Here is a 23,886-nt window from a genome sequence, read left to right on the forward strand (position 1 = left end):
CGCATGACGCGCGATCACTGGACCGAGGTCAAGGTCGCCCGCGAGGCGACGCTGGCACCGCCCGAGAAGGCGGCCGCCAAGCTCGCCACGCAGAACAAGCTCTACGTCCGCGACCGGATCGCCCTGCTCGTCGACGAGGGCAGCTTCGTCGAGGACGCCCAGCTCGCCAACGCGCTGAGCGCCGGCCTGCCGGCCGACGGCGTGGTCACCGGCCGCGCGTTGGTGGACGGGCGGCCGGCGTTGCTCGTCGCCAACGACCCGACCGTCAAGGCCGGCTCCTGGGGCGCGCGGACGGTGGAGAAGATCGTCCGGATCACCGAGGTCGCGTTGCGCGACGAACTGCCGATCTTCTGGCTGATCGACTCCGCCGGCGCCCGGATCACCGACCAGGTGGAGCTCTTCCCGGGCCGCCGCGGGGCCGGCCGGATCTTCCACAACCAGGTCGCGCTGTCCGGCAAGGTGCCGCAGATCTGCTGCCTGTTCGGCCCGTCGGCGGCCGGCGGGGCGTACATCCCGGCCTTCTGCGACCTGGTGATCATGGTCGACGGCAACGCCTCGATGTACCTCGGGTCGCCGCGGATGGCCGAGATGGTGGTCGGCGAGAAGGTGACGCTGGAGGAGATGGGCGGTGCCCGGATGCACACCAGCGTCTCCGGCTGCGGGGACCTGCTCGCCGCCGACGACGCCGAGGCGATCGACCTGGCCAAGCAGTACTTCTCCTACCTGCCCGGCTCCTGGCAGACCCGGCCGCCGTCGTACGACGCGTCGCCGGCCGGCCGCGACTTCACCCGCGACCTGGTCCCGGCCGAGGAGTCGGTCGGCTTCGACATCCACGACGTGATCGACGCGATCCTGGACGCGGACACCTTCTTCGAGCTCAAGCCCGCGTACGCGCCCGAGCTGGTGGTCGGCTTCGGTCTGCTGGCGGGCCAGGTCGTCGGCATCGTGGCGAACCAGCCGGCCGTCAAGGGCGGCGTGCTGTTCGTCGACTCGGCGGACAAGGCGGCCCGGTTCATCTGGTTGTGCGACGCGTTCAACGTGCCGCTGGTCTACCTGTGCGACGTCCCCGGATTCATGATCGGCTCCGAGGTCGAACGCGCGGGCATCATCCGGCACGGCGCGAAGATGATCACCGCGGTCTCCGAGGCCACCGTCCCGACCGTCTCGGTGATCGTCCGCAAGGCCTACGGCGCCGGGCTGTACGCGATGTGCGGACCAGGGTTCTCACCCGACGCCTGTATCGCGTTGCCGACGGCGAAGATCGCGGTGATGGGCCCGGAGGCGGCGATCAACGCGGTGTACTACAACAAGATCCAGGAGATCCCGGACGAGACCGAGCGGATCGAGTACGTCGCGAAGCTGCGCGAGGAGTACGAAACCGACATCGACATCCTCCGCCTCGCCGCCGACCTCGTCATCGACGCCATCGTCGAACCCGAGAACCTCCGCGAAGACCTCATCGCCCGCCTCGCCGCAGCCCAAACCAAAGACCGCCACTTCAGCACCAAACGCCACGGCGTCCCCCCGGTCTAACCCCCAAGCCAGAGCACGGGCGCACGGCAGTACCGGGCCTGTCGCCCCAGCACCCCCACCCACCCCGCGGTACGCCCTGCCCACCCGCGGCACGCCCTGCCTACCCGCGGTACGCCCCTGCCTACCCGCGGCACGCCCCTGGCTACGCGCGCCGTACGCCCTGCCCACCCCGCGGTACGCCCTGCCCGCTCTGCCGGTACGCCCTGCCCGCTCCGCCGGTACGCCCCTGCCTACCCGCGCTGTACGCCCTGCCCACCCCGCGGTACGCCCTGCCCGCTCTGCCGGTACGCCCTGCCCGCTCCGCCGGTACGCCCCTGCCTACCCGCGCCGTACGCCCTGCCCACCCGGCGTCTCCACCGCATCCCGCAGTCCGCCCGCCACTTCACCTCCCGCCGCACTTTGTGCACGCCCCAGCCACCTCGATCCCACCTTGTGCACACGTCAGCACGCCCGACGCCGTCTTTGTGCGCGGGTCAGTCGTCTGGCTGCGGCTGGCATGGCTGGGGCGCGCACAAAGTGGGGCGCTGTGCTGGTGTGGGGTGGGGCGTTGCGTCGTGCGCCGTGGCGGGCCGCCGGGGTGGTGTCGCACTTTGTGCACGTACTGGTGATGGCGCGCCGACTTTGTGCGCGGGTCGGTCGTCTGGCTGCGGCTGGGATGGCTGGGGCGCGCACAAAGTGGGGCGTTGTGCTGGTGGGGTGGGGCGTTGCGTCGTGCGCCGTGGCGGGCTGGGGTGGTGTCGCACTTTGTGCGCGTATTGGTGATGGCGCGCCGACTTTGTGCGCGGGTCAGTCGTCTGGGCGGGGCCGAGATGGCTGGTGTGCGCACAAAGTGCGGCGTGCGGGGGAGCGGGCGCGCGGGGGCCCAGGGCGCGCGGGGGAGCGGGCGCGCGGGGGCCCAGGGCGCGCGGGGGCCCAGGGCGCGCGGGGGCCCAGGGCGCGCGGGGGAGCGGGCGCGCGGGAGCCAGGGCGCGCGGAGGAGCAGGCGCGCGGAGGCCAGGGCGCGCGGAGGCCAGGGCGCGCGGAGGAGCAGGCGCGCGGAGGCCAGGGCGGGCGGGGGCCAGGGCGCGCGGAGGAGCGGGCGTGCGGGAGGGCGGGACGTGCGGGAGGAGCAGGGGGGTGCGGGAGGCGGCGTGCGGGAGGTGGGCGTGCGGTGGTGGGCGGGGTTAGGGGGTGTGGGCCAGGTCGGCGGCTTGGTGGAGGGCTTCGATCATGCTGGCGATGGCTACTTTGCCGGTGCCGGCGATGTCGAAGGCGGTGCCGTGGTCGACCGAGGTGCGGATGACCGGGAGGCCGACGGTGATGTTGACGCCGGTCTCGATGCCGAGGACCTTGACCGGGCCGTGGCCCTGGTCGTGGTACATCGCGACGATCAGGTCGTAGTCGCCGCGGCCGGCCAGGAAGAAGGCGGTGTCGGCCGGGAGCGGGCCGCGGGCGTCGATGCCGTCGGCGCGGACCGCGGTCAGGGCCGGCTCGATCTTCTCGGCCTCCTCGCCGTACCCGAACAGGCCGCCCTCACCGGCGTGCGGGTTGATCGCGCAGACGCCGATCCGGGGCGCCGTGATGCCCGCGCCGAGCATGGCGGTGTGGCCGCGGCGGATGGTGCGTTCGACCAGGCCGGGCTCGATCTTCGCGACCGCGTCGATCAGGCCGATGTGCGTGGTCACGTGGATCACCCGCAGCTTCGGCGTCGACAGCATCATCGACACCTCCTCGGTCCCGGTCAGGTCCGCGAGCAGTTCCGTGTGCCCGGGGTAGATGTGGCCGCCCGCGTGCAGCGCCTCCTTGTTCAGCGGCGCCGTGCAGATCGCCGCCACCTCACCTTGCTGGGCGAGCTCGGCCGCGACCCGGATGTATTGGTACGCCGCGTCGCCCGCGATCGCGCTCACCTCACCCCACGGCAGGTCGGCCGGCAACAGGGCGAGGTCGATCACGTTGATCCGGCCGGGCTCGAACCGCGCGTCGGCGATCCGCTCGACCGGGACGACGTCGGCCTCGGCGCCGAGGACGGTCGCGGCCTGCCGGAGTCGCGCGGCGTCGCCGATCACGACCGGCCGGCACAGAGCGGCCACCTCGTCGGACAGCAGGGCGCCGACGCAGACCTCGGGGCCGACGCCGGCTCCGTCGCCCATGGTGACGGCGATCAACGGCAACTGGTTCGTACTGGTCACGATGCGGGGACCTTCCGGGACAGGGGTGAGCGGAGAGCGGCATGGATCGCGGCGAACGAGGTTCGGTCGCCGAAGCTGCCGGGCCGGGTGACGATCCGGCGGCCGTCGGGTGCGGCCAGCAGGACGGCGCCGTGGTGGACCTCGCCGAGGACAGTGAGGCGGCTGATCCCGAGCGCGTCGAGCACGACCCGCGCGGTGTGGCCGCCGGTGAGTACGAGGTCGGGCTGTTCGATGCCTGAAGCAACCACCTCGGCGGTGACGGCGGCGAGCGTCGCGGCGACCGTGTCCCCGGCGACGCCCGATCCGGTCACCCGCAGCGTCGTACCGCGGCGCGCGCGAAGGCTCGCGGCGACGGCATCGACGTACGGCGTGGGGGCGAGGTCGTCGGTGGGGATGGTGACGTGGGTGGTGTCGACGCTCGAGGCGAGCTGGTCGAGTTGGTCGAGCGCGGTGGGCTCGGTGGTACCGACAACAAACAGCACCGGCCGCGGCGCCTCATCCGCCGACTGGTGAGCCGGCTCGGCGCCGGCTGATCGGCTGGCGCCTCCGGGGCGCGTGCTTTCGGGTTGGGTGGTTGTGCGGTGGCGGGCGAGTGCGGCGGCCAGGCCGCCGGCGCCTACGTAGCGGATGCCCGGGATGTCCCAGGTCGCCTCGATCAGGTGGTCGAGGTCTTCGTCGGTCGCGGTGTCGTAGACGGTGACGGCGCCGGGCTCGACCACGTCGCGGGTGACGGTGGTGGGACCGGCCAGGCGGACCGGAAGGTTGCCCAAGGCATCGGCGATGGACGCGGGCGCAGGCCCGGAAGCCCAAGCAGGTAAGGCGGACAAAGGCCGGCCGTTGACGAGGGCGACCCCGTCGGCGACCGTACGACCGGCCGCGGGCAGCGCCGGCGCGAACACGACCGGGTGACGCGCCGGGTCGAGCGCCCGTACATGCGCCGCGACGTTGCCCCGCAGCAGCGAATCGATCTTGGTCAGGAACACCTCGCCGTCGACCGTCAGAGCTTCCCGCGCCCGCGCCTCCGCAGCAGCCTCCGGAAGCACCCGGGTGTCCAGATCGAGAACCGTCAGCCCGTCGCCGCGCGGCCCCGGCCCCGACAACCGCAAAGCCGTTGCCCCTAGCAACGCGGCGACCTCGGCGGCGCCGGACAGATCGTCGGCGTGCACGCGCAGACCGGTCATCCGGACCCCTCGCGCGAGACGATCACCAGGTCGCGCCCGGCCGCGCGGAACTCCTCGACCACCTCGGCCGGTGCGTCGGCGTCGGTGACCAGCGTCCAGGGTCCGGCCAGTCTGGCCCACGAGTGGAACGGGCGGTGGTTCAGCTTCGCGGCGTGCACGAGGACGTAGACCGCGCGGGCCCGCCGGGCCATCAGTTCCTTCAGGCGGGTCTGGTCCGGCTCGGCCTCGCAGAGTCCGCCGTCGCTGGTCACGCCGTCCGCGCCGAGGAACACCGTGTCGAAGCTCAGTCGCTCCAGTGCCGCCTCGGTCAGCGGTCCGACGAAGGCATCGCTGAGCGTGCGCAGCCGGCCGCCGAGGCAGTACGTCGTGACGTCGTCGCGGGCGTGCAGGTTGCCGAGGACGGGCAGGCTTGTCGTGGTCACGGTCAGGCCGGCGTCGGTGGGGAGTTCGCGGGCGAGCAGGGCGACCGTCGTCCCGGCGTCCAGCAGGATCGAGCTGCCTGGTTCGATCCGGGTCGCGGCCCAGCGGGCGATGGCGAGCTTCGCGTCGTGGGCCTGTGAGTCGCGCTGCGGCAACGACAACTCGGGGCCGCCCGGTACCGCGATCGCGCCGCCGTACGTCCGCGCCAGCCGGCCGCTCTCGCTGAGCCGGGCCAGGTCACGGCGGATCGTCGAAGCGGTCACCCCGAACCGCTGGGCCAACTGCTCGACACTGGCCGGACCCCGATCGGTCGCGACCCGTAAGATCTCCTCCCGCCGCTCCCGCGACCGCAACGGCCGATCCCCGTCCATGCCGGCTCCGCCTCGCGCACCCGGCTCCACGCCGGCTCCTGTCTGCGCATCCGTGCCGGCTCCCGCCTGCGCACCCGTGCCGGCAGCGTCTGCCCCCGCCGGCGTGGTCGCCCCCGCCGGCGTGGTCGCGTCCGCGGGTGCGTCCGTGGCCGGGTCGGTGCCTGGCGGGAGGTTGTCCACATCCCTGGTGTCGGTCGTCGCCATGCCGGTGCGGCTCCTCTCGGTCGGCGCCACCGGGGCTCAGCGTACCAGCGACTTGCGCGGAAAACGCTGCTAGGCTTGCGTGGAAAGCGCGATCCAAGCGACCTCAGGAGGCTGCTGTGGCACGACTCCGCCCAGCGTGCACGCGTAAATCAAGGCCAACGGCACCAACTGGCACCCTGATCGCAAACTGCGCGTTTCGCGCAACTAAGCAGGTGGCCCGATGAGTACTGAGCTCGTCCTGGGCACGATGACCTTCGGCGACACGGTCGACGCCGACGGCGTCGCGGTCCTGCTCGACACCGCGCTCGACCTCGGCATCACCGCGATCGACACCGCCAACGGGTACGCCGGTGGGACCTCCGAGACCCTTCTCGGCGAGCTGCTGCAGGGCCGCCGTGATCAGGTGACGCTGGCGACCAAGGCCGGCATCCCGCATCCGGACGCGGGCGACAACGCCCCGCTGTCCCGGACCGGGATCCGCCGATGCCTGGAGGCCAGTCTGCGCCGCCTCCGCACGGATCACGTCGACCTCTTCTACCTGCACCAGCCGGACCGCGCGACGCCGTTCGAGGAGACCGCCGCCACCCTCGCCGAACTGGTGAAGGAGGGCGCGATCCGGTCGTGGGGTGTCTCCAACTTCGCCGCCTGGCAGATCGGTGAGGCCCGCCGGTACGCCGCGGCGGCCGGTGCGCCCGAGCCGGTGGTCGCCCAGCAGCTGTACAACCTGCTCGCCCGTCGCGTCGAAGAGGAGTACATCGAGTCCGCGCTGACGACGGGACTGCGGACGATCGTCTACAACCCGTTGGGCGGTGGCCTGCTGACCGGCCGGCACCAGTTCACCGAACAGCCCGAGCACGGCCGGTTCGGTGACTCGCGGGTCGCCGGGATGTACCGCGACCGGTACTGGAACGCGGACCTCTTCGCGGTCGTGGACGAACTGACCGAGGTCGCCCGGGCCGAGGGGATCGGACTCGCCGAGCTGGCGCTGCGCTGGGTCGGGCACCAACCTGGTGTCGACGCCGTACTCGTCGGGGCTTCCCGGCCGGATCACCTGACCCAGAACGCCGCGGCGTTGCGGGCCGGGCCGTTGTCGCCGGAGGCCGTCAGGTCCTGCGCGGCGATCGGTGACCGGCTCCGCGGCCCGATGCCGTCGTACAACCGCTAGAGGCAACCGCTGGAGGCAACCGCCGAAGGTGACCGCAAAGGCAACCGCTGAAGGAGATGCTGTGAGCTCGAAGGACTTCGCTGACCGGCTCCGCGCCCGGCAGACGCTGGTCGGGTACTGGATGGTGCTCGACGCGCCGCCCGCGACCGAACGGATCGCCCGGATCGGGTACGACTACGTCGTCCTCGACATGCAGCACGGCCTGATCGGCTACCAGGGCCTGGTGAACGGGCTGCTCGCGATCGACGCCGGCGGCGCGCTCGGCGACGGCGCGGTCGGGCTGGCCCGGGTCGAGGCGAACGACGTGACCCCGATCGGCCGCGCCCTGGACGCGGGCGCGAGCGGCGTCATCGTCCCGCTGATCAACTCCGCCGAGGATGCCAGGCGGGCGGTGGAAGCGTGCCGGTACCCACCGGTCGGCGTGCGCTCGTACGGGCCGATGCGCTCGTCGCTGCGGATCGGGCCGAAGCCGGAGGAGGCCGGTGCCGCGACCGTGGTACTGGCGATGATCGAGACCACCCAGGGCCTGGCCAACGTGGCCGAGATCTGCGCGACGCCGGGCCTGGACGGTGTGTACGTCGGGCCGTCCGACCTCTGCCTGGCCGTCGGTGGCCGGTACCCGGGTGACCCGGACGTGGCGGAGCCGTTCGCCGCCGCGGTCCAGCTGATCGCCAAGACCGCGGCCGACGCCGGGATCGCGGCCGGTATCCACACCCCCGACGGCGAGACCGCGCAGCGCCGGCTGGCCGAGGGGTACACCTTCGCGACCGTGGCCGGCGACCTCAACCACCTGGAGGCCGCGGCCGCCGGCCACCTGGAGATCGCCCGCTCCTGAAAGGCTTGGTCCGGGCCGGATCCGGGGACAAGTGCTCCGACGCGGGGCACTAGGCTCGGACCATGAGGGCTCCCGAGCGAGGCGCGCTGCCGTTGTGGCTGGCCACAACGCTGGGCCGCGAGTACGGGCGGGTGACCGAGGTCGTCCAGGGCCTGCCGGACGACGACTTCGCTCGCCGGACCCGGTGCCCCGGGATGGCGGTCGGGCCGTTGCTCGTGCACCTGCTGTACGACGCGGAGCGCGCGCTCACCGCGTTCGCGTCGCCGTCGACCGAGGCGCCGGACCGGGACTTCGTCAGCTACTGGCGGGACTTCCCGGCCCGGCCCGGTCGTCGGGCCGAACCGGACACGTCGTTCGTCCAGGTGATCGCCTCGGCGTACTCGCGGCCGTCCGACGGGCTGGTCCGGCACTGGCGGGAGCTGTCCGAGGCCGCGGTCCGCGCCGCGGCGTACGCCCTGGTGGACAAGGGGAAACGGGTCTCGACCCAGGGCCACGTGCTCCCGGTACCGGACTTCGTGGCGACGTTGATCCTCGAGGCGACCGTGCACCACCTGGACCTGACGCTGGAGTTGCCCGACGCCCCCGAGCCGGATCCGGAGGCGTTGCAGGTGACCGCGCGGACGCTGGACGGGTTGTTCGGTCCGGACGCGTGGGACGTGATCGGCTGGGACACCACCACGTACGTCCTGAAGGCGACCGGCCGGATCCCGCTCGACGAGGACGACTTCGACATGCTCGGCCCGCACGCCGCCCGGCTGCCCCTGCTCGGCTAGCCGCTACAGCACACCGGCGAACGGGTCCTCGAGCGACTGCCAGTCCAGCGTGGCCAACTCGGCCTCGGTCAGCAGGCACGCGTCCAGTACCGCCTGCAGGCGCGCCGGATCGAGGCCGACGCCGGTCGCGACCACCGTGCACTCGGCGAGGTGCTCCGTGTCGGACCACTCGCCCAGCCGGCCCAGTGAGGCGCTGAAGCCGGCCGACTCCCACCGCACCCGCTGCGTGGGCCTGTTCGCCAGCCACACCACACCGCGGCTGCGGACCACGCCGTCGACGATGTCCTCGAGCGCCTCGTTCAACCGGGCCGGATGCAACGGCCTGGTCGAACGCCACAGCACCGTGGTGACGCCGTCACCGCTTGGCTGCAACCGGTCCTCCGCGGCCAGCTCACCCGCCCACGCCTCGGCCGCCGCGTGGTCGAACAACCCGGTCCGCGCGACCCGCCCCGTCGGTACGCCGGCCGGGTCCGCGTCGACGACAGTGGTGCGCGGGTTCAGGTGGAGCAGCAGGTTGTGCAGGCGCTCGGGAACCGCGCTGCGATGGGGATTCGCGAGCACACAGACATCGGCGTACTCGATCTGTCGCGCGGTCAGCTCGGCGACGTTGCGCCGGTCGGGCGGACCGAGGGCGAGGCCGCGCTCGTCCAGCAACTCGTCGCCGGACAACTGCTCGACCAGCAGTACCGCGTCGACCACACAGGTGACCGTGTCCACGGTGAGCTCCGGCATCGACGCCACCAGCGCGCTCACCAACGGACGGGCCTCCATCGCGGGCGGCGCCGCGAGGACGATGTGGTCCCAGTGGCCGCGCGCTACCAGCGTCTCCAGCAACGGGACGAGCGACTCGATCAGCTGGCAGGCACCGCAGTCGTCGCCGACCGTGAATTCGCCGGCGTCGATCGGCCCGGAGGCGTCGGCCACCCGCCAGGTCAGGACGCCGCGCACCGGCAACTCGTCCTGGTCCACGCCGACGACCACGGTGGTGGCATCGGCCATCGTCTCCAGGACCGGTTGGCGGAGCGTCGTCGAGAGCCCGGTGAGCAAGGTCAGCGGCGTCTTCCGTTGGGCGGCCATGACCCCAGTATATGAAAACGGTTTTCATCGAGTCTAGACCCTCGAAGGCCCGATTTTCCCGCCAGGCCGGGGAAATCCGGGCTCCGGCGGATGTCCCGAGGGTGAGTGTTAGTCCGATCACGCCGTCCGCGCGAGACTCGGCGAGCATTCCTGCGGCGAGCCCACCGAAAACTCGGGCGCGGTTGTCCGCGCGGTCTGGTAGGTAAGGGACATGACGAACGGGATCGGGCGGTTCGAGGGCGAGTGGGACGAGCTGGTGCGGCTGCTGAACCTGGGGTTCGCGCAGCCTTGGAGCGAGGCGCAGCTGGAGGCCGAGCGGAAGGTCACGGAGCCGGAGCGCAGCTTCGTCGGGCGCGAGGACAAGGAGCTGACCGGGCACACGACCGCGTTCTCGCTGCGGATGGCGGTGCCTGGGGGGCAGCTGCCGGTCGCGGGCGTGAGCATGGTCTGCGTCAGCCCGACCCATACCCGGCGCGGCATCCTGCGTGACCTGATGCGGGCGCAGCTGACCGACCTGTACGAGACCGGGGTCGAGCCGGTCGCCGCGCTGACCGCGAGCGAGCCGGTGATCTACGGCCGGTTCGGGTACGGCCTCGGCTCCGACCAGGTCCACCTCACCGTGCCGCGAGCGTCCCGCGCGTTGCGCCCGGTGGCCGGGGCCGACGACGTCCGGATCCGGTTCGCCGATCCGGTCGAGTCGCGCGCGATCACCAGCCGGATCCACAACGAGCACGCCGCCGAGCGGGTCGGCATGTTCCATCACGACGAACGCTGGCAGGAGTACGTCACCGGGGAGAACGTGCTCACCGACACCGACGGCGCGTCGCCGCTGCGGTGCGTGCTCGCCTCGGTCGACGGCGAGGTCACCGGGTACGCGCACTACCGGACCAAGCGGACCACCAAGGCCTTCGTCGACGTCACCCGGGTCCATGCCGACGACCTCGCCTCGCACGTCGCGCTCTGGCGGTTCCTGCTCGACCAGGACCTGCTCAGCGAAACGACGTACGGGCAGCTGCCGTCCGACGATCCGCTGCTGTCGTTGCTGGTCGACCCGCGGGCGCCGAAGCCGACCACGTACGACGGGGTGTGGCTCCGGCTCGCAGACCTCGGCAAGGCGCTGGCCGGCCGGACGTATGCGCAGGAGGTGGACGTGGTGCTCGGTGTGGCCGACGACTTCCTGCCCTGGAACGCGGGCAACTGGCACCTCGCCGGCGGACCGTCCGGGGCGACCTGTGAGAAGACCGACCGCGATCCCGACCTGCTGCTCGACGTCCGCGAACTGGGCGCCGTCTATCTCGGCAAGCCGTCCCTGCAGCGGCTCGGCGCGGCCGGCCTGGTCGAGGAGCGCACCAGCGGCGCGTTGGCGGCGACCTCGCAGGCCTTCCTCGGAAAGCGCCTCCCCTGGCTGGACACCGGTTTCTGATTGACCAGTTAGTCTTCCGGGATGCAACCGAGCCGCCGCGGTGCCCTGGCTGTAGTTGCTGTGCTTGTACTGGGGGTGGCCGCGGTGGTGTTGGTGGTGCTCGCCTCGGCCGGCGGCAGCGTGCAGCCGGTCAGCGAGAGCACCCTCTCCCCGTCGCCACGTGCGGTCCCGACCGACAACGCGACCGTCTCGGTCAACATCCCGACGCCGGGGGAGGCGCCGCCACCCGGTGAGGTGAAGGCGATCGAGATGCCTGAGTGGCTGAAGGCACTCTGGCAGGCACTCGTGTACGCCGCGGCGACGTTGCTCGTGCTGTTCCTGGTCCGGGCCCTGTACCGGATGCTCCGCAAGGTGCGGCTGCCCGAGGCCGAGAGCGACGACACGGACTGGGACCGGGTGAAGATCGACCGGCTCACCGAGGCGGTCGAATCCGGCCTGGCCTCGGTGGACTCCGGTACGGCGACCGACGCGGTGATCGCGTGCTGGGTGGCGTTGGAGGACGCGGCCGCGTCGGCCGGGGTGTCCCGCCAGGCCTCGGAGACCCCGGCCGAGTTCACCGTCCGCGTGCTCGGCGTCGGCGGGATCTCCGAGCCCCAACTGGTCCGCCTCGCCCAGCTCTACCGGGAAGCGCGGTACTCGACCCACGGCTCGTCCGAACAGGCCCGGACCGAGGCCCGCGCGGCCCTGCTCCGCCTTCGCGACGAGCTCACCGCGGCCTCGACCACAACCCCCGTGCGGGCTTCGGGTGACGCCGAGTGAGCGGGCCGTCGGTGTGGCGCAAGGTGCCGTCGGTGAACCGCGTCCTGCTCCAGTACCTGGGGGTCGCCGTGCTCGGCAGCCTGCTGCTGATCGCCGGGTTCGGGCTCGCCGGGACCAGCCCGCGGCCGCTCTGGTTCGTCGCGATGGCGCTCGCGATCGCCTTCGCCGCGGTGGCGATCCGGCTGCTGTTCCCGCAGTTGCAGGAGACGTCCTGGCCGACAAGGTACGACGAGCGGATCGCTGCCCTCACCGGCCGCACCAGCGACAACCGGACCCAGTTCCTGGCCACCTGGATCCAGGAGGCCGACCGGGAACGCCGGGCGGGTGAAGGCTCGCTGACGTTCGTCCGCCGGATCCGGCCGTTGCTGCTGGAGCTCACCACCGACCGGCTCGTGCACCGGCACGGCATCGACCCGGCGGTGGATCCGGAGCGCGCCCGGGCGCTCGTGGGGGACCAGGTGTGGACGTTGATCGCCGGGGCCGAGAAGCAGACGGCGTCCTTCGCCGAGATCGAGCAGGCTGTCCAGACCATCGAGAAGCTGTGAGGAACCGTGACTGATCGGCAACCAGGCGTGGAGCTCGACCTGCCCGACGTGTCGGCGCTGAGCCGGCAGGTGCTGGACCGGGTCGGCGAGGCCGTGGTCGGCAAGGCCGAGGCGCTCGAACTGGTGCTGGCCGGCATCCTGGCCGGTGGCCACGTGCTGCTGGAGGACTACCCGGGCCTGGCCAAGACGCTGGCCGCACGGTCGTTCGCGCAGGCGCTCGGGCTGGAGTTCCGCCGGGTCCAGTTCACCCCGGATCTGCTGCCGTCCGACGTCACCGGCGCCTTCGTCTACGACCAGAAGGAGTCCGAGTTCGTCTTCCGGCCGGGCCCGATCTTCACCGGCCTGCTGCTCGCCGACGAGATCAACCGGACCCCGCCGAAGACCCAGGCCGCGCTGCTCGAGTCGATGCAGGAGCACCAGGTCACGGTCGAGGGCCAGACGTTCCCGCTGCCCGCGCCGTTCCATGTACTCGCGACCGCGAACCCGGTCGAGTACGAAGGCACGTACCCGTTGCCGGAGGCCCAGCTCGACCGGTTCATGCTCCGCATCGGCTTCGGGTACCCGAGCGCCGACGAGGAGTGGGAGGTACTCCGCCGCCGGATGGGCCGCCGCCAGGAGGACCAGGTGGTCGAGGCGGTGACCGACGCGGCCGGCTTGCGGTCCGCGCAGCGCGTGATCGAGACCGTCACCGTGGACGACACCGTCGGTCGGTACTGCGTGGAGCTGGCCGCCGCGACCCGGCGGGACTCGCAGGTCCTCGTCGGTGCGTCGCCGCGTGGTTCGCTGGCGTTGCTGCTGACCGCCCGCGCGTACGCCGTGATCCAGGGCCGCGACTACGTCGTCCCCGAGGACGTGAAGGCGGTCGCGATCGCCGCGCTGGCGCACCGGATCACCGTGCGCCCGGAGCTGTGGCTGCACGAGGTCACCGGAGCGACCGTGGTCCGCGCGGTGCTCGGATCCGTCCCGGCCCCGCCGACCGTCGTAGGCGCCCGGCAGTGAGCTGGCGGCCGACGCACGCGCAGCTCCGGGCGGTCGTCGTGGCCGCCGGACTGCTGGTGATCGCTGTCCTGGCCCGCCGCCCCGACGCCGCCGTCCTCGGACTCCCGCTGGCCCTGCTCGCCGGCTGGGGCCGCTTCTTCCGGCCCCGCGAGCAGCCCGAGGTCCGGACCGAACTGGACGCTGACGTGCTCTTCGAGGGCCAGGCGACCACGTACCGGGTCAAGGTCACCGGGACCCCGGATCCGGACATCGACCTGGTCGTCGCCGCACTGCCGCGGGCGAGGTGGTTCCGCTACGACCCACCGCAGGCCGCGATCGCGGTGCCCGCGACGACCGACGAGCTCGCGTTGGAGGTGGGCGTCCGCTCCGAGCGCTGGGGGCTACGGCCGCTCGAACGCCCCCAGGTGATCGCCACGTCCGTCCTCGGTGCGTACCGCGTCCCGATCCCGTCCGCGGCCGCGTTGTCGGTGACCACGCTGCCGTTGCGCGAGGGGTTCGAAGCCGTCGACGCCGTACCGCGACCCGCCGGCCTGGTCGGGCTGCACCGGTCCCGGCGACCGGGGGAGGGTACGGAGATCGCCGGAGTCCGCCCGTTCCGTACCGGGGACCGTCTGCGCCGGATCAACTGGTCCGTGTCCGCCCGGACCCGCGAACTGCACGTCACGTCCACCTGGTCCGACCGGGACACCGAGGTGGTGATCCTGCTCGACACCGGCCAAGAGGTCGGGATCAGCGAGGGCATCGACGGTCGCTCCAGCAGCCTGGACACCGCGGTCCGTGCGGCAGCGTCGATCGCGGAGCACTACCTGCGGCACGGGGACAGGGTCCGCCTGGTCGACACGGGCACCGCGGTTCGCGGCGTACGGACCGGGAGCGGACGGTCTCACCTGCGCCGGATCCTCGACGTCCTGGTGCACGCGGATCGCAAGGGACGGCAGCAGGACGAGCTGCAGCTGGCACGACGGCACCGGATCCGGCCGGACAGCCTGGTCCTCGCGTTGAGCCCGTTGCTGCGGCAGTCGATGCTCGGCTACATCGTCACGCTGGTCCACTCCGGCTGCACCGTGATCGCGGTGGACACGTTGCCCGAGGACGTTGCCGACGTCATCGACCTGAACGAGCACGACGCGAAGGCGTGGCCGCTGGCCTGGCGACTGCGGCTGCTCGAACGCCGCCGCGAACTCGACCGGCTCGGCGACCTCGGCGTACCGACCGTGCGCTGGCGGGGTGCGGGCACCCTGGACGAGGTCCTGCGGGACGCCGCGCGCGTGTCCGCCGCCCCGAGGATGCGGTCATGACCGTCGCCGACCGGATCTCCCGCTGGCTGGCCGAGCTGCGCGCCTCGGGCCAGGCGTCGTTGCTGGCGCGCACCGTCATCGCGGTCGCCGGCGCGATCGCCCTGCTGGTCCCGGCGATCCAGCCGTGGGACGAGCTCGACCTCGTACCGGTCCTCGGTATCCCCTTGCTGGTGGCCTGTGTGGTGCTTCCGGACTCCGCGGCGGCACTCGCGTTCCTGGTGGTCGTGGCGGGTGGCTGGGTCATCCGGGCGCCCGCCGATATCGGGGTCGGGGTGGTGGTCACCGCGATCGCGCTGGTCGCGGTGCACCTCGCGAGCGCGTTCGCCGGCCAGATCCCCTCCTTCGGCCGGGTCGGCCGTGGCGCCCTGCGAAGATGGTTGCTCCCAGCAAGTATCGCGATCGGGCTCGCGCCGGTGGTCGGGATCGGTGCGGCGCTGGTCCGCGGGGCCGACGTCCCCGGCTCGTTGCTGGTGACCGTGGCCGCGCTGGCCGCCGCGACGGTCGCGATCTGGTTCGCGGCCGGCCAGACGTTGAGCGGCCGCGACTAGAGGCTTTCGAGCAGGTCGGTCGACCAGGCGCACTCGATCGCGTTCGGGCCGGCCACCTGCATCGCGGCCATCACGGTGAGCAGCATGCCGGTGGCGAGGAACTCGCGGGCCTCTTCGGGGGAGGCGCCGGTGAGGTCGCGGACCAGGCGGTAGATCTCGCCGAACCGGGCCCGGACCAGCTCGCCGATCGCAGGCTCCGCGCTGGCCGCGAACCCGTGCAGCAGGACGACCAGCAGTTCGCGCTCGGTCATCAGCCGGTTGTACGCGTCGCCCAAGCTCTCCAGGTCGGCGCGCTCCGCGGCCGCGGCCCGGAACGCGTCCCCGATCCGCTCGCAGACCCGCTCGACGGTGGCCAGGAACAGCTGCTGCTTGGTCCCGAACAGCCGGATCACGTACGGCTGGGACACCCCGGCCAGGCGGGCGATCTCGTCGGTCTTCGTGCCCGCGTACCCGGACGCGCCGAAGGCCTGGACCGCCGCCCGCAGGACCTCCTCGCCGCGCTCGGCCGCCGTCAACCTGGTTCTCGTCATCGGGTCTCCTCTCGGTGCTGCCTTGACATGTTATCAGTCGATGCATACTTTGAACCCGAGCCTAGTTATCAGTCGATAACAACAAACTTGCCCGACGGAGGGGAACACGATGACTTCGACCGCCCTCGAACCCGGCCCGGTCGCCGTGCCGGGAGCCCGGCGTTCGCTTGGCACGGTGCTGGCCGTGGTGGGGATTCCGATGTTCATGGTCACGCTCGACAACCTGGTCGTGACCAACGCGCTGCCGGTGATCAAGGCCGAGCTGGGCGCCTCGTTGACCGACCTGCAATGGTTCGTCAACGCGTACACCCTCGCCTTCGCCGCGTTGCTGCTGACCGCCTCGGCGATCGGTGACCGGCTCGGCCGGCGGCGGATCTTCCTGGCCGGGATCGCGCTGTTCACCCTCGCCTCGGCCGCCTGTGCGTTGGCCACCGAGCCGTGGATGCTGATCACCGCCCGCGCGGTCCAGGGGGTCGGTGCCGCGGCCGTCATGCCGTTGTCGCTGACCCTGCTGTCCGCGGCCGTGCCCGAGAAGCAGCGCAGCGCCGCGATCGGGATCTGGGGCGGCATCTCCGGACTCGGCGTCGCGGTCGGCCCGGTCGTGGGCGGCGCGGTCGTCGACGGCCTGAACTGGCAGTGGATCTTCTGGCTGAACGTGCCGATCGGCGTGCTCGCGCTGCCGTTCGCCGCGCGGGTGCTGACCGAGTCACGGGGCGGTGCGCGCAAGCTGGACCTGGTCGGCCTGGTGCTGTCCGCGGTGAGCGTGCTGAGCATCGTCTGGGGCGTCATTCACGGGGCCGACGACGGCTGGACCTCTGGCCCGGTCCTCGGCTCGCTGGTCGCCGGGGTGCTGCTGCTGATCGGGTTCGTGGTCTGGGAGAGCCGGACGGCGACCCCGATGCTGCCGCTGCGGCTGTTCTCGTCGCGGGCGTTCAGCGTGGTCAACCTGACCTCGTTCACCTTCTCGGTCGGCGTCTTCGGCGCGGTGTTCCTGCTGGCGCAGTACTTCCAGGTGGTCCAGGGGTACACGCCGCTGGAGTCCGGGATCCGCACGCTGCCGTGGACGATGGCGCCGATGGTGGTCGCCCCGCTGGCCGGGCTCGTCGTCGACCGGGTCGGCGCCCGCGCCCTGATCGGTACCGGTCAGGCCCTGCTGGCGATCGCGCTGGCCTGGATCGCCCTGGTGACCACGGTCGACGTCGAGTACGGCTCGCTGGTCGCGCCGTTCGTGCTGGCCGGGATCGGGATGGGCCTGACGTTCGCGCCGGCCGCCAGCGTGGTGATGGCGAGCGCCGCCGAGTCCGACCGGGGCGTCGCCTCCGGGACCAACAACACGATCCGCGAGATCGGCGTGGCGATGGGCGTCGCCGTGCTCGCCTCGGTCTTCGCGTCGGCCGGCTCCTACGAGAACCCGGCCCGGTACGTCGACGGGCTGGTCCCGGCCGTCTGGGTCGGCGCCTCGGTCGTCGCGGTCGGGGCGTTCGTCGCCCTGCTGTTGCCCGGTCGCCCGCGCGGGATCAGCCGGGGGTGATGCCGTAGTGCGCTCGGATGTCCCGGATCTGCGGGGCGCCGTTGAAGGCGTCGAGAGAGTTCGCCCAGACCTCGATCGAGCTGTTCTGGACCGTGTACTTCTCCGGGGTGTGCCACTCGTCCTTGAGATCGGGAGACGCGGCGTAGGCCTTCAGGACGTTCTCCATCACCCGCATCGCCTCGGCCTTGGTGGACGCCTCGAGTACCACGTCGCCCCGCTGCCAACCGCCGCCGAACTGGAAGCTGCAGTCCCAGGACGCGGAGACCACGCCGTCGACCGACAGCGCTGCCGCGGGGAAGGCCTTCTCGCAGTCTGCGGCCTTCCCTGAGCAGCCCGCCAGGGTGAAGGGCAGCAGGAGTACCGCGGCGACCATCGTCGCCGCGTGCCGGATCCGTTTGAACACTGTGTCACCTTGCTTGCTGCGGAAGTGGATCGCACGCTGCCCTCAGCGAGCCTGGGCCAGGCGGCGGGCGCGAGCGTACTGGCGGATTGCGACGGGGACACAGCCGAGACCGGCGACGACGAGCAGCGCGACGGCGATCCAGGGGAAGCTGTCGCCTGCGTTGAATCCGCGGTAGTTCTCCTGGTACTCGCCGGCCTGGGCGACCCACCACGCCGCGGCGGTCAGACCAGCGCCGAGCCAGGCCACCAGCGCGAAGAGTCCCCACATCAGGGCCAGGCGACGGGCCAGGGCGGGATCGCCACGATCCGCCCAGCGGTCCGTCGCGGTCATCGGTTCCTCCTCCTCGGGCCGGCTCGTCCCAGCTGGCGTGTCGGGAAGAATTCAGATGCCTACGGCAAGGATTTTAACCGACGGCGACCCGCACCGTTCTGCCCGTACTCCGCCCGTACTTCGCCGGCTGTCCGGGGCTTGGTGCAGGATGGGGGTCCGCTGTCAGGGGGAGAGGTAGGAACGCCGTGCTCGACGCCGACGACGTACGCCGGATCGCGTTGTCCTTGCCGGAGGCCGTGGAGAAGGAACGCTGGCGCCATCCGACCTTCGACGTGGCCGGGCGGATGTTCCTGACGATCCCGGACGACCAGACCTCGTTCGCGGTCCGCTGCCCCAAGCTGGAGCGCGACGAGCTGATCGCCGCCGAGCCGGCCAAGTTCTGGGTCCCGCCGCACGAGGCGCCGTCGGCCTGGGTCCGGGCCCGGCTGGCCGAGCTGGAGGACACCGACGAGCTGTACGACATCGTCCTGGACTCCTGGCGGCAGGCGGCGCCGGGGCACCTGACCGCCCCGGATCGGCCCTGATCCGAGCAGGTTCGCGGGTGTCGTGGGCAGCTGTGGATTTCCTGACGCGCCGACAGCGGTCCCGGGGGTAGTGTCGGGCGGGTGACGGATGCGACTACACCGACCAGTCCGATCGACGTGGTGTCGGAGCGGTTCCTCGAGGAGTTCGTCGAGCTCGCCCCGACCAACGCCACCTTCATGGGGATCGAGGGGTACGACCACCGGCTGCCGGACTACTCGCCGGCCGGGTTCGAGGCGCTCGCCGAGCTGAACCGGCGGACCCTGGCCGAGGCGACGGCGATCACGCCCGGCAGTCCGCGCGAGGAGGTCGCGAAGGACGCCCTGCTGGAACGCCTCGGCCTGGAGCTGGAGACGTACCAGGCCGGCGTCCCGCAGTACCAGCTGAACGCGCTCGTCTCGGTGCCCGCGGAGATCCGGCAGGTGTTCGACCTGATGCCGACCGCGACCGACGAGCACTGGGAGACCATCGCGATCCGGCTCAACCAGGTCGGCACCACGCTGGACGGGTTCCGCGAGTCGCTGCTCGGCCAGGCCGCCCAGGGCCGCGTCTCGGCGGCCCGCCAGGTGAACGACCTGGCCCAGCGGATCGCCAGCTGGACCGGCGCCGACGGCGAGGACTTCTTCGCCGGCCTGGCCGCGCGAGCACCGGAGAGCCCGGTCAAGGCCACCGTGGAGACGGCCGCGGCCGCCGCGCGCAAGGCATACGAGCAGTTCGGTCAGTGGCTGGTCACCGACCTGTTGCCGAAGGCGCCGCGCCGGGACGCCTGCGGCCGCGAGGTGTACGAGCTGGCCTCGCGGAACTTCCTCGGCGCCACCGTCGACCTCGAGGAGACGTACGCCTGGGGCTGGCAGGAGCTCGGCCGGATCGAGGCCGAGATGGCCAAGATCGCCGCCGAGCTGAACGGCGGTGACCCGAGCATCGCGGCCGTCGCCGGGCTGCTGGACAACGACCCGGCCCGCAAGATCCGCGGCAAGGAGGCGTTCCGCGATTGGATGCAGCAGCTCGCCGACGCCGCGGTGACCGAGCTGGCTGGAACGCATTTCGACATCCCGGACGAGATCCGCCGGATCGAGTGCATGATCGCGCCGACGTCCGACGGCACCATCTACTACACCGGGCCGAGCGAGGACCTGACCAGCCGGCCCGGCCGGATGTGGTGGGCGGTGCCGGCCGGCGTCCAGGACTTCGCCACCTGGCGCGAGGTGACCACGGTGTACCACGAGGGCGTCCCGGGGCATCACCTCCAGGTCGCCCAGACGATGCTGCAGGCCGGCCGGCTGAACCGCTGGCAGCGGATGGGCTGCTGGGTCTCCGGTCACGGCGAGGGCTGGGCGCTGTACGCCGAGCGCCTGATGGAGGAGCTCGGGTACCTGGAGGAGCCGGGCGCCCGGCTCGGCATGCTGGACGCGCAGGCGTTCCGGTCGGCCCGGGTGGTGGTCGACATCGGCATGCACCTGGAGCTGGAGATCCCGCGGGACAACCCGTTCGGCTGGCGTCCGGGTGAGACCTGGAACGCCGAGCTCGGGTTCGAGTTCCTCCGGGCGCACTGCCGGATGGAGACCGAGTTCCTCAAGGCCGAGCTGAACCGGTACCTCGGCTGGCCGGGGCAGGCTCCGTCGTACAAGGTGGGCGAGCGGATCTGGCTGCAGGCGCGCGAGGACGCCAAGCAGCGCAAGGGATCCGCGTTCGACCTGCGCACCTTCCACTCCGACGCGCTCAACCTGGGTTCCCTCGGACTCGACCCGTTGCGCCGCGCGCTCGACAAGCTGTGACCGATCCGAAGCGGGACCGCCCGCGGTTTGTGCTGGCCTCCGCCTCGCCGGCCCGGCTGAAGACGCTGCGCAGCGCCGGGGTCGAGCCGGAGGTGATCGTCTCCGGGGTCGACGAGGACCACATCACCGCCGAGAGCCCGGGTGAGCTGGCGCGCGTGCTGGCGACCCTCAAGGCCCGCGCGGTCGTCGCCACCCTGACCGACCACGCGACCGTGCTCGGCTGCGACTCGGTGCTGGAGATCGACGGCGTCGCGTACGGCAAGCCCGGGACCCCGGACGCCGCGCGGGAGCGGCTCCGGGCGATGAGCGGGCGCACCGGCGTCCTGCACACCGGGCACTGCCTGTTCGACACCCGCACCAAGCAGGAGTTGCGCGAGCTCGGTTCGACCACGGTCCACTTCGCCGAGCTCACCGAGGAGGAGATCGACGCGTACGTCGCGACCGGCGAGCCGCTGGTCGTGGCCGGGTCGTTCACCGTCGACGGCATCGGCGGGCCGTTCGTCCGCGCGATCGAGGGCGACTACCACAACGTCGTCGGGGTCTCGCTGCCGTTGCTCCGCACGATGCTCGCGCAGGTCGGCATCTCCTGGCCGGCGTTGTGGGAGCAGCCGCACTTCGCCTACGACGAGGACGAGGCAGCCAAGTACGACGAGACCCGCGGTGGTCCCGATCGCGCCCGCGCGGCCGCTCTCGCGGTGCACGAGCTGCTCGGTTCCACGGGTGGCCGGGTGCTCGAGCTGGCGGTGGGGACGGGGATCGTCGGGGCCGAGCTGGTTGCCTTGGGCAACTTGGTGCACGGGGTCGACCTGTCGCCGGCGATGCTGCGGCGCGCGAGGATCAGGCTGCCCGGTCACGTGGCGGCTGCGGATGCGGCGCAATTGCCGTTCGCCGATCGCCGGTGCGACGCCGTGGTCGCCGTCTGGCTGCTGCACCTGCTGGCCGACAGCGATGCGGTGCTGGCCGAGGTGGCGCGCGTCCTGCGGCCGGGCGGGGTCTTCGTGACCACCGCGGAGAAGTCCGAGGCCGGCCGCGTCGCCGACGGGCGTACGCCCAAGGAAGGACGGTCCGAGGACTCCCTCGCGTTGCTGGTCGCCCGCGCCGCCCGGTACGGCCTGGTCCTCGACGGAGCCACCACCTTCGTCGGCCACAACCAGGCTCGCGGCACCACCGCCGACCCGGTGTACCCCGTGGCCCGCTTCCGCCGGGTGGACTAGCCGCCGGGTCGACTAGTTGTCGCTGATGCCGGCCTTGGTGTCGAGGTGCTGGAGGAGGTCGTGGGCCGCCAGTTCGACCTTCTTGTGGCGCCACTCGGAGGCTCGGTAGACGCAGGCGATCAGGGCGGTGCGGTGGATGCGGCGGAAGTCGCCGAGGACGAAGGCGTAGCGAGCCTTCGTCTCGTCGGTGGCGCCGTCGGTCAGGCCGAGATGCCAGGCGGCGTAGTCGTCCCAGCCGTGGTTGGCGAGGTAGGCGTTCTGGTCGTCCGCCTTCGGTTGCACCGCGCCCCAGTCGCTCTCCAGGACGTACTGGCGCGCGTCGATCAGCCCGCGCGCGTACTCGACCGCCTGCTCGTTGACCGCGTACTTGGCCATGCCGCCAGTGTCACGGATGCGCGCTCGCTCGCCAACGACCCGGGCCGGGGTGGAGCGGGCGTTTCGCGGTGCGCCAGTACGTGGCCCAGTCGCCGGCGCGGTCCGGCTCGGGGGCTGCGGGGACCGCGGTTGCGCGGGCAGTGACGACGGCGACCAGGGCAGCCAGTTCCTCGGGGGTCGGGTCGCCCTTGACGACCCGGAGGACGGGCTGCGGCTCAGGTGTGGCGGATTCGGTCATGAGGGCTCCCATCACAGCGGGATGTTGCCGTGCTTCTTCGGGGGCAGGGTGTCGCGTTTGGTGCGGAGGAGGCGGAGGGCCCGGATGATCTCGGAGCGGGTCTCGCTCGGCTTGATCACCGCGTCGATGTAGCCACGCTCGGCCGCGACGTACGGGTTGGCCAGGTGGTCCTCGTACTCGGTGATCAGTTGCTGCCGGCGGCCTTCGGCGTCCTCGGTCGCGGCCAGCTCCCGCCGGTACAGGATGTTGACGGCGCCCTGGGCCCCCATCACGGCGATCTGCGCGGTCGGCCAGGCGATGTTCATGTCGGCGCCGAGGTGCTTGGACCCCATCACGTCGTACGCGCCGCCGTACGCCTTCCGGGTGATCACCGTGATCATCGGCACGGTCGCCTCGGCGTAGGCGTAGATCAGCTTGGCGCCGCGGCGGATGATGCCGTTCCACTCCTGGTCGGTGCCGGGCAGGAAGCCGGGCACGTCGACGAAGGTGAGGATCGGCAGGTTGAACGCGTCGCAGGTCCGGACGAACCGGGCCGCCTTCTCGGACGCGTCGATGTCGAGCGTCCCGGCGAACTGCATTGGCTGGTTCGCGACCACGCCGACCGGGCGGCCCTCGACCCGGCCGAAGCCGACGATCAGGTTCGGCGCGAACAACGCCTGCACCTCGAGGAACTCGCCGTCGTCGACCACCGCCTCGATCGCGGTGTGCATCTCGTACGGCTGGTTCGGCGAGTCCGGGATCAGCGTGTCCAGCGCCAGGTCGGTCTCGGTCGGGGCCAGGTCGGCCGGCTCGTCGAAGGCCGGCGGGTCCTCCAAATTGTTCTGCGGGAGGTGCCCGACGAGCGCCTTCACCCACTCGATCGCGTCCTCCTCGTCGCTGCCGAGGTAGTGCGCGTTACCGGACTTGGTGTTGTGCGTCCGGGCGCCGCCGAGCGCCTCTTGGCTGACGTCCTCGCCGGTGACGGTCTTGATCACGTCCGGGCCGGTGATGAACATGTACGACGACTCGTCCACCATCACGGTGAAGTCGGTGACCGCGGGGGAGTACACCGCGCCGCCCGCGCACGGGCCCATGATCAGGGAGATCTGCGGGATCACGCCGGACGCGCGGACGTTGCGGCGGAAGATCTCGCCGTACAGGCCGAGCGAGACCACGCCCTCCTGGATCCGGGCGCCGCCGGAGTCGTTGATGCCGATCAGCGGGCAGCCGATCTTCATCGCCAGGTCCATCACCTTGACGATCTTCTCGCCGAAGACCTCGCCGAGGCTGCCACCGAAGACGGTGAAGTCCTGGGCGAACACGCACACCTGGCGGCCGTCGATGGTGCCGAACCCGGTCACCACGCCGTCGCCGTACGGGCGGTTGGCGTCCAGGCCGAACGACGTCGACCGGTGCCGGGCGAACTCGTCCAGCTCGGAGAAGGAGTCCTCGTCCAGCAGCAGCGCGATCCGCTCCCGGGCGGTCTTCTTGCCGCGGGCGTGCTGCTTCTCGACCGCGCGCTCCGACCCGGCGTGCACGGCCTCGTCCAGCCGCTGATCCAGGTCCGCGAGCTTCCCGGCGGTGGTGTGGATGTTCACGGTCTCTCCCATAAGCGGGCAGCCTAACTCGCCGGTAGCCGTTCGGGGGCTGTGACGTTGCCCGCAGCCTCTGGCCGTGGACCGGGTGAGCG

The 23,886-nt window shown here is 71.8% G+C and carries 24 protein-coding genes; 14 read left to right on the forward strand and 10 right to left on the reverse strand.

Translation table 11 applies throughout. The annotated features are described in order from the left end of the window. Window positions 1-3: 3 nt before the first annotated feature. Entirely contained in the window at window positions 4-1,533 is a 1,530-nt protein-coding gene (locus tag FB561_RS15640; RefSeq protein ID WP_145807352.1) for an acyl-CoA carboxylase subunit beta, read from the forward strand. A 1,163-nt stretch (window positions 1,534-2,696) separates the two neighbouring features. Here FB561_RS15640 and pdxA read toward each other — a convergent pair. From pdxA to FB561_RS15655, 3 genes are read right to left on the reverse strand one after another with little or no spacing between them, the layout of a single operon-like run. Then, on the reverse strand, window positions 2,697-3,701 hold the full coding sequence (gene pdxA, locus FB561_RS15645; RefSeq protein ID WP_238334832.1) for a 4-hydroxythreonine-4-phosphate dehydrogenase PdxA: 1,005 nt from the start codon (window positions 3,699-3,701) through the stop codon (window positions 2,697-2,699). Continuing rightward, entirely contained in the window at window positions 3,698-4,882 is a 1,185-nt protein-coding gene (locus FB561_RS15650) for a four-carbon acid sugar kinase family protein (RefSeq protein WP_145807354.1), read from the reverse strand. Before FB561_RS15650 ends, pdxA begins: the two co-directional genes overlap by 4 nt. Next, window positions 4,879-5,877, reverse strand: a complete 999-nt coding sequence (locus FB561_RS15655; protein ID WP_202880625.1) for a DeoR/GlpR family DNA-binding transcription regulator — start codon at window positions 5,875-5,877, stop codon at window positions 4,879-4,881. Before FB561_RS15655 ends, FB561_RS15650 begins: the two co-directional genes overlap by 4 nt. A 220-nt stretch (window positions 5,878-6,097) precedes the next feature. Between FB561_RS15655 and FB561_RS15660 the strand changes: the two genes are divergently transcribed. From FB561_RS15660 to FB561_RS15670, 3 genes are all read left to right on the forward strand, one after another. Then, entirely contained in the window at window positions 6,098-7,042 is a 945-nt protein-coding gene (locus tag FB561_RS15660; RefSeq protein ID WP_145807355.1) for an aldo/keto reductase, read from the forward strand. 61 nt (window positions 7,043-7,103) lie between these two features. Further along, a complete protein-coding gene (locus FB561_RS15665) occupies window positions 7,104-7,877 on the forward strand; it encodes an HpcH/HpaI aldolase family protein (RefSeq protein WP_145807357.1) in 774 nt (257 codons plus the stop codon). A 62-nt stretch (window positions 7,878-7,939) separates the two neighbouring features. After that, window positions 7,940-8,650: a maleylpyruvate isomerase N-terminal domain-containing protein gene (locus FB561_RS15670; RefSeq protein ID WP_145807358.1), complete on the forward strand. Its 711-nt coding sequence runs from the start codon at window positions 7,940-7,942 to the stop codon at window positions 8,648-8,650. 3 nt (window positions 8,651-8,653) lie between these two features. Here FB561_RS15670 and FB561_RS15675 read toward each other — a convergent pair whose 3' ends face one another. After that, window positions 8,654-9,727 carry a CobW family GTP-binding protein gene (locus FB561_RS15675; RefSeq protein WP_145807360.1) on the reverse strand — a complete coding sequence of 358 codons (1,074 nt, stop codon included), beginning with the start codon at window positions 9,725-9,727 and terminating at the stop codon, window positions 8,654-8,656. A 211-nt stretch (window positions 9,728-9,938) separates the two neighbouring features. Here FB561_RS15675 and FB561_RS15680 point away from each other — a divergent pair, with 211 nt between their 5' ends. The 6 genes from FB561_RS15680 to FB561_RS15705 are packed head-to-tail and all read left to right on the forward strand — an operon-like array spanning window position 9,939 to window position 15,299. After that, window positions 9,939-11,150 (forward strand): GNAT family N-acetyltransferase, encoded by a 1,212-nt coding sequence (locus tag FB561_RS15680; RefSeq protein WP_145807361.1) that lies wholly within the window; start codon window positions 9,939-9,941, stop codon window positions 11,148-11,150. 21 nt (window positions 11,151-11,171) lie between these two features. Then, window positions 11,172-11,909 carry a DUF4129 domain-containing protein gene (locus tag FB561_RS15685; protein WP_145807363.1) on the forward strand — a complete coding sequence of 246 codons (738 nt, stop codon included), beginning with the start codon at window positions 11,172-11,174 and terminating at the stop codon, window positions 11,907-11,909. A 32-nt stretch (window positions 11,910-11,941) separates the two neighbouring features. Next, entirely contained in the window at window positions 11,942-12,454 is a 513-nt protein-coding gene (locus FB561_RS15690) for a hypothetical protein (RefSeq protein ID WP_238334833.1), read from the forward strand. A 6-nt stretch (window positions 12,455-12,460) separates the two neighbouring features. Beyond that, a complete protein-coding gene (locus FB561_RS15695; RefSeq protein ID WP_238334834.1) occupies window positions 12,461-13,453 on the forward strand; it encodes an AAA family ATPase in 993 nt (330 codons plus the stop codon). Then, a complete protein-coding gene (locus FB561_RS15700; RefSeq protein WP_145807364.1) occupies window positions 13,450-14,751 on the forward strand; it encodes a DUF58 domain-containing protein in 1,302 nt (433 codons plus the stop codon). The genes FB561_RS15695 and FB561_RS15700 overlap by 4 nt, the downstream gene beginning before the upstream one ends. After that, a complete protein-coding gene (locus FB561_RS15705; RefSeq protein WP_145807366.1) occupies window positions 14,748-15,299 on the forward strand; it encodes a hypothetical protein in 552 nt (183 codons plus the stop codon). Before FB561_RS15700 ends, FB561_RS15705 begins: the two co-directional genes overlap by 4 nt. Here the strand turns inward: FB561_RS15705 and FB561_RS15710 are convergent. Next, window positions 15,296-15,829, reverse strand: a complete 534-nt coding sequence (locus FB561_RS15710; RefSeq protein ID WP_145807367.1) for a TetR/AcrR family transcriptional regulator — start codon at window positions 15,827-15,829, stop codon at window positions 15,296-15,298. The genes FB561_RS15705 and FB561_RS15710 overlap by 4 nt on opposite strands. Window positions 15,830-15,938: 109 nt before the next feature. Between FB561_RS15710 and FB561_RS15715 the strand changes: the two genes are divergently transcribed. After that, the gene (locus FB561_RS15715; RefSeq protein WP_145807369.1) at window positions 15,939-17,360 is read left to right on the forward strand and encodes a DHA2 family efflux MFS transporter permease subunit; all 1,422 of its coding nucleotides are present in this window, start codon (window positions 15,939-15,941) and stop codon (window positions 17,358-17,360) included. On the opposite strand, the gene FB561_RS15720 is transcribed toward FB561_RS15715, so the two are convergent. After that, the gene (locus FB561_RS15720; RefSeq protein ID WP_202880626.1) at window positions 17,347-17,763 is read right to left on the reverse strand and encodes a hypothetical protein; all 417 of its coding nucleotides are present in this window, start codon (window positions 17,761-17,763) and stop codon (window positions 17,347-17,349) included. The two genes, FB561_RS15715 and FB561_RS15720, sit on opposite strands and share 14 nt — an antisense overlap. Before the next feature lie 42 nt (window positions 17,764-17,805). Further along, complete coding sequence (locus tag FB561_RS15725) at window positions 17,806-18,093, reverse strand: hypothetical protein (RefSeq protein ID WP_145807370.1); 288 nt, start codon at window positions 18,091-18,093, stop codon at window positions 17,806-17,808. Between the two features lie 185 nt (window positions 18,094-18,278). Here FB561_RS15725 and FB561_RS15730 point away from each other — a divergent pair, with 185 nt between their 5' ends. The 3 genes from FB561_RS15730 (at window position 18,279) to FB561_RS39115 (ending at window position 21,604) form a co-directional block, all read left to right on the forward strand. Continuing rightward, window positions 18,279-18,617: an MmcQ/YjbR family DNA-binding protein gene (locus FB561_RS15730; protein ID WP_145807372.1), complete on the forward strand. Its 339-nt coding sequence runs from the start codon at window positions 18,279-18,281 to the stop codon at window positions 18,615-18,617. Between the two features lie 81 nt (window positions 18,618-18,698). Continuing rightward, entirely contained in the window at window positions 18,699-20,390 is a 1,692-nt protein-coding gene (locus tag FB561_RS15735) for a DUF885 domain-containing protein (protein ID WP_202880627.1), read from the forward strand. After that, on the forward strand, window positions 20,387-21,604 hold the full coding sequence (locus FB561_RS39115) for a Maf family nucleotide pyrophosphatase (protein WP_145807374.1): 1,218 nt from the start codon (window positions 20,387-20,389) through the stop codon (window positions 21,602-21,604). Before FB561_RS15735 ends, FB561_RS39115 begins: the two co-directional genes overlap by 4 nt. A gap of 12 nt (window positions 21,605-21,616) precedes the next feature. Here the strand turns inward: FB561_RS39115 and FB561_RS15745 are convergent, their stop codons facing one another. From FB561_RS15745 to FB561_RS15755, 3 genes are read right to left on the reverse strand one after another with little or no spacing between them, the layout of a single operon-like run. Then, on the reverse strand, window positions 21,617-21,979 hold the full coding sequence (locus FB561_RS15745; RefSeq protein ID WP_145807376.1) for a hypothetical protein: 363 nt from the start codon (window positions 21,977-21,979) through the stop codon (window positions 21,617-21,619). A 10-nt stretch (window positions 21,980-21,989) separates the two neighbouring features. Beyond that, window positions 21,990-22,217 carry an acyl-CoA carboxylase subunit epsilon gene (locus FB561_RS15750; RefSeq protein WP_145807378.1) on the reverse strand — a complete coding sequence of 76 codons (228 nt, stop codon included), beginning with the start codon at window positions 22,215-22,217 and terminating at the stop codon, window positions 21,990-21,992. 11 nt (window positions 22,218-22,228) lie between these two features. Next, entirely contained in the window at window positions 22,229-23,806 is a 1,578-nt protein-coding gene (locus FB561_RS15755; RefSeq protein WP_145807379.1) for an acyl-CoA carboxylase subunit beta, read from the reverse strand. Window positions 23,807-23,886: the final 80 nt, after the last annotated feature.

Origin of the sequence: Kribbella amoyensis (genome assembly GCF_007828865.1) — a bacterium.
GTDB lineage: Bacteria > Actinomycetota > Actinomycetes > Propionibacteriales > Kribbellaceae > Kribbella > Kribbella amoyensis.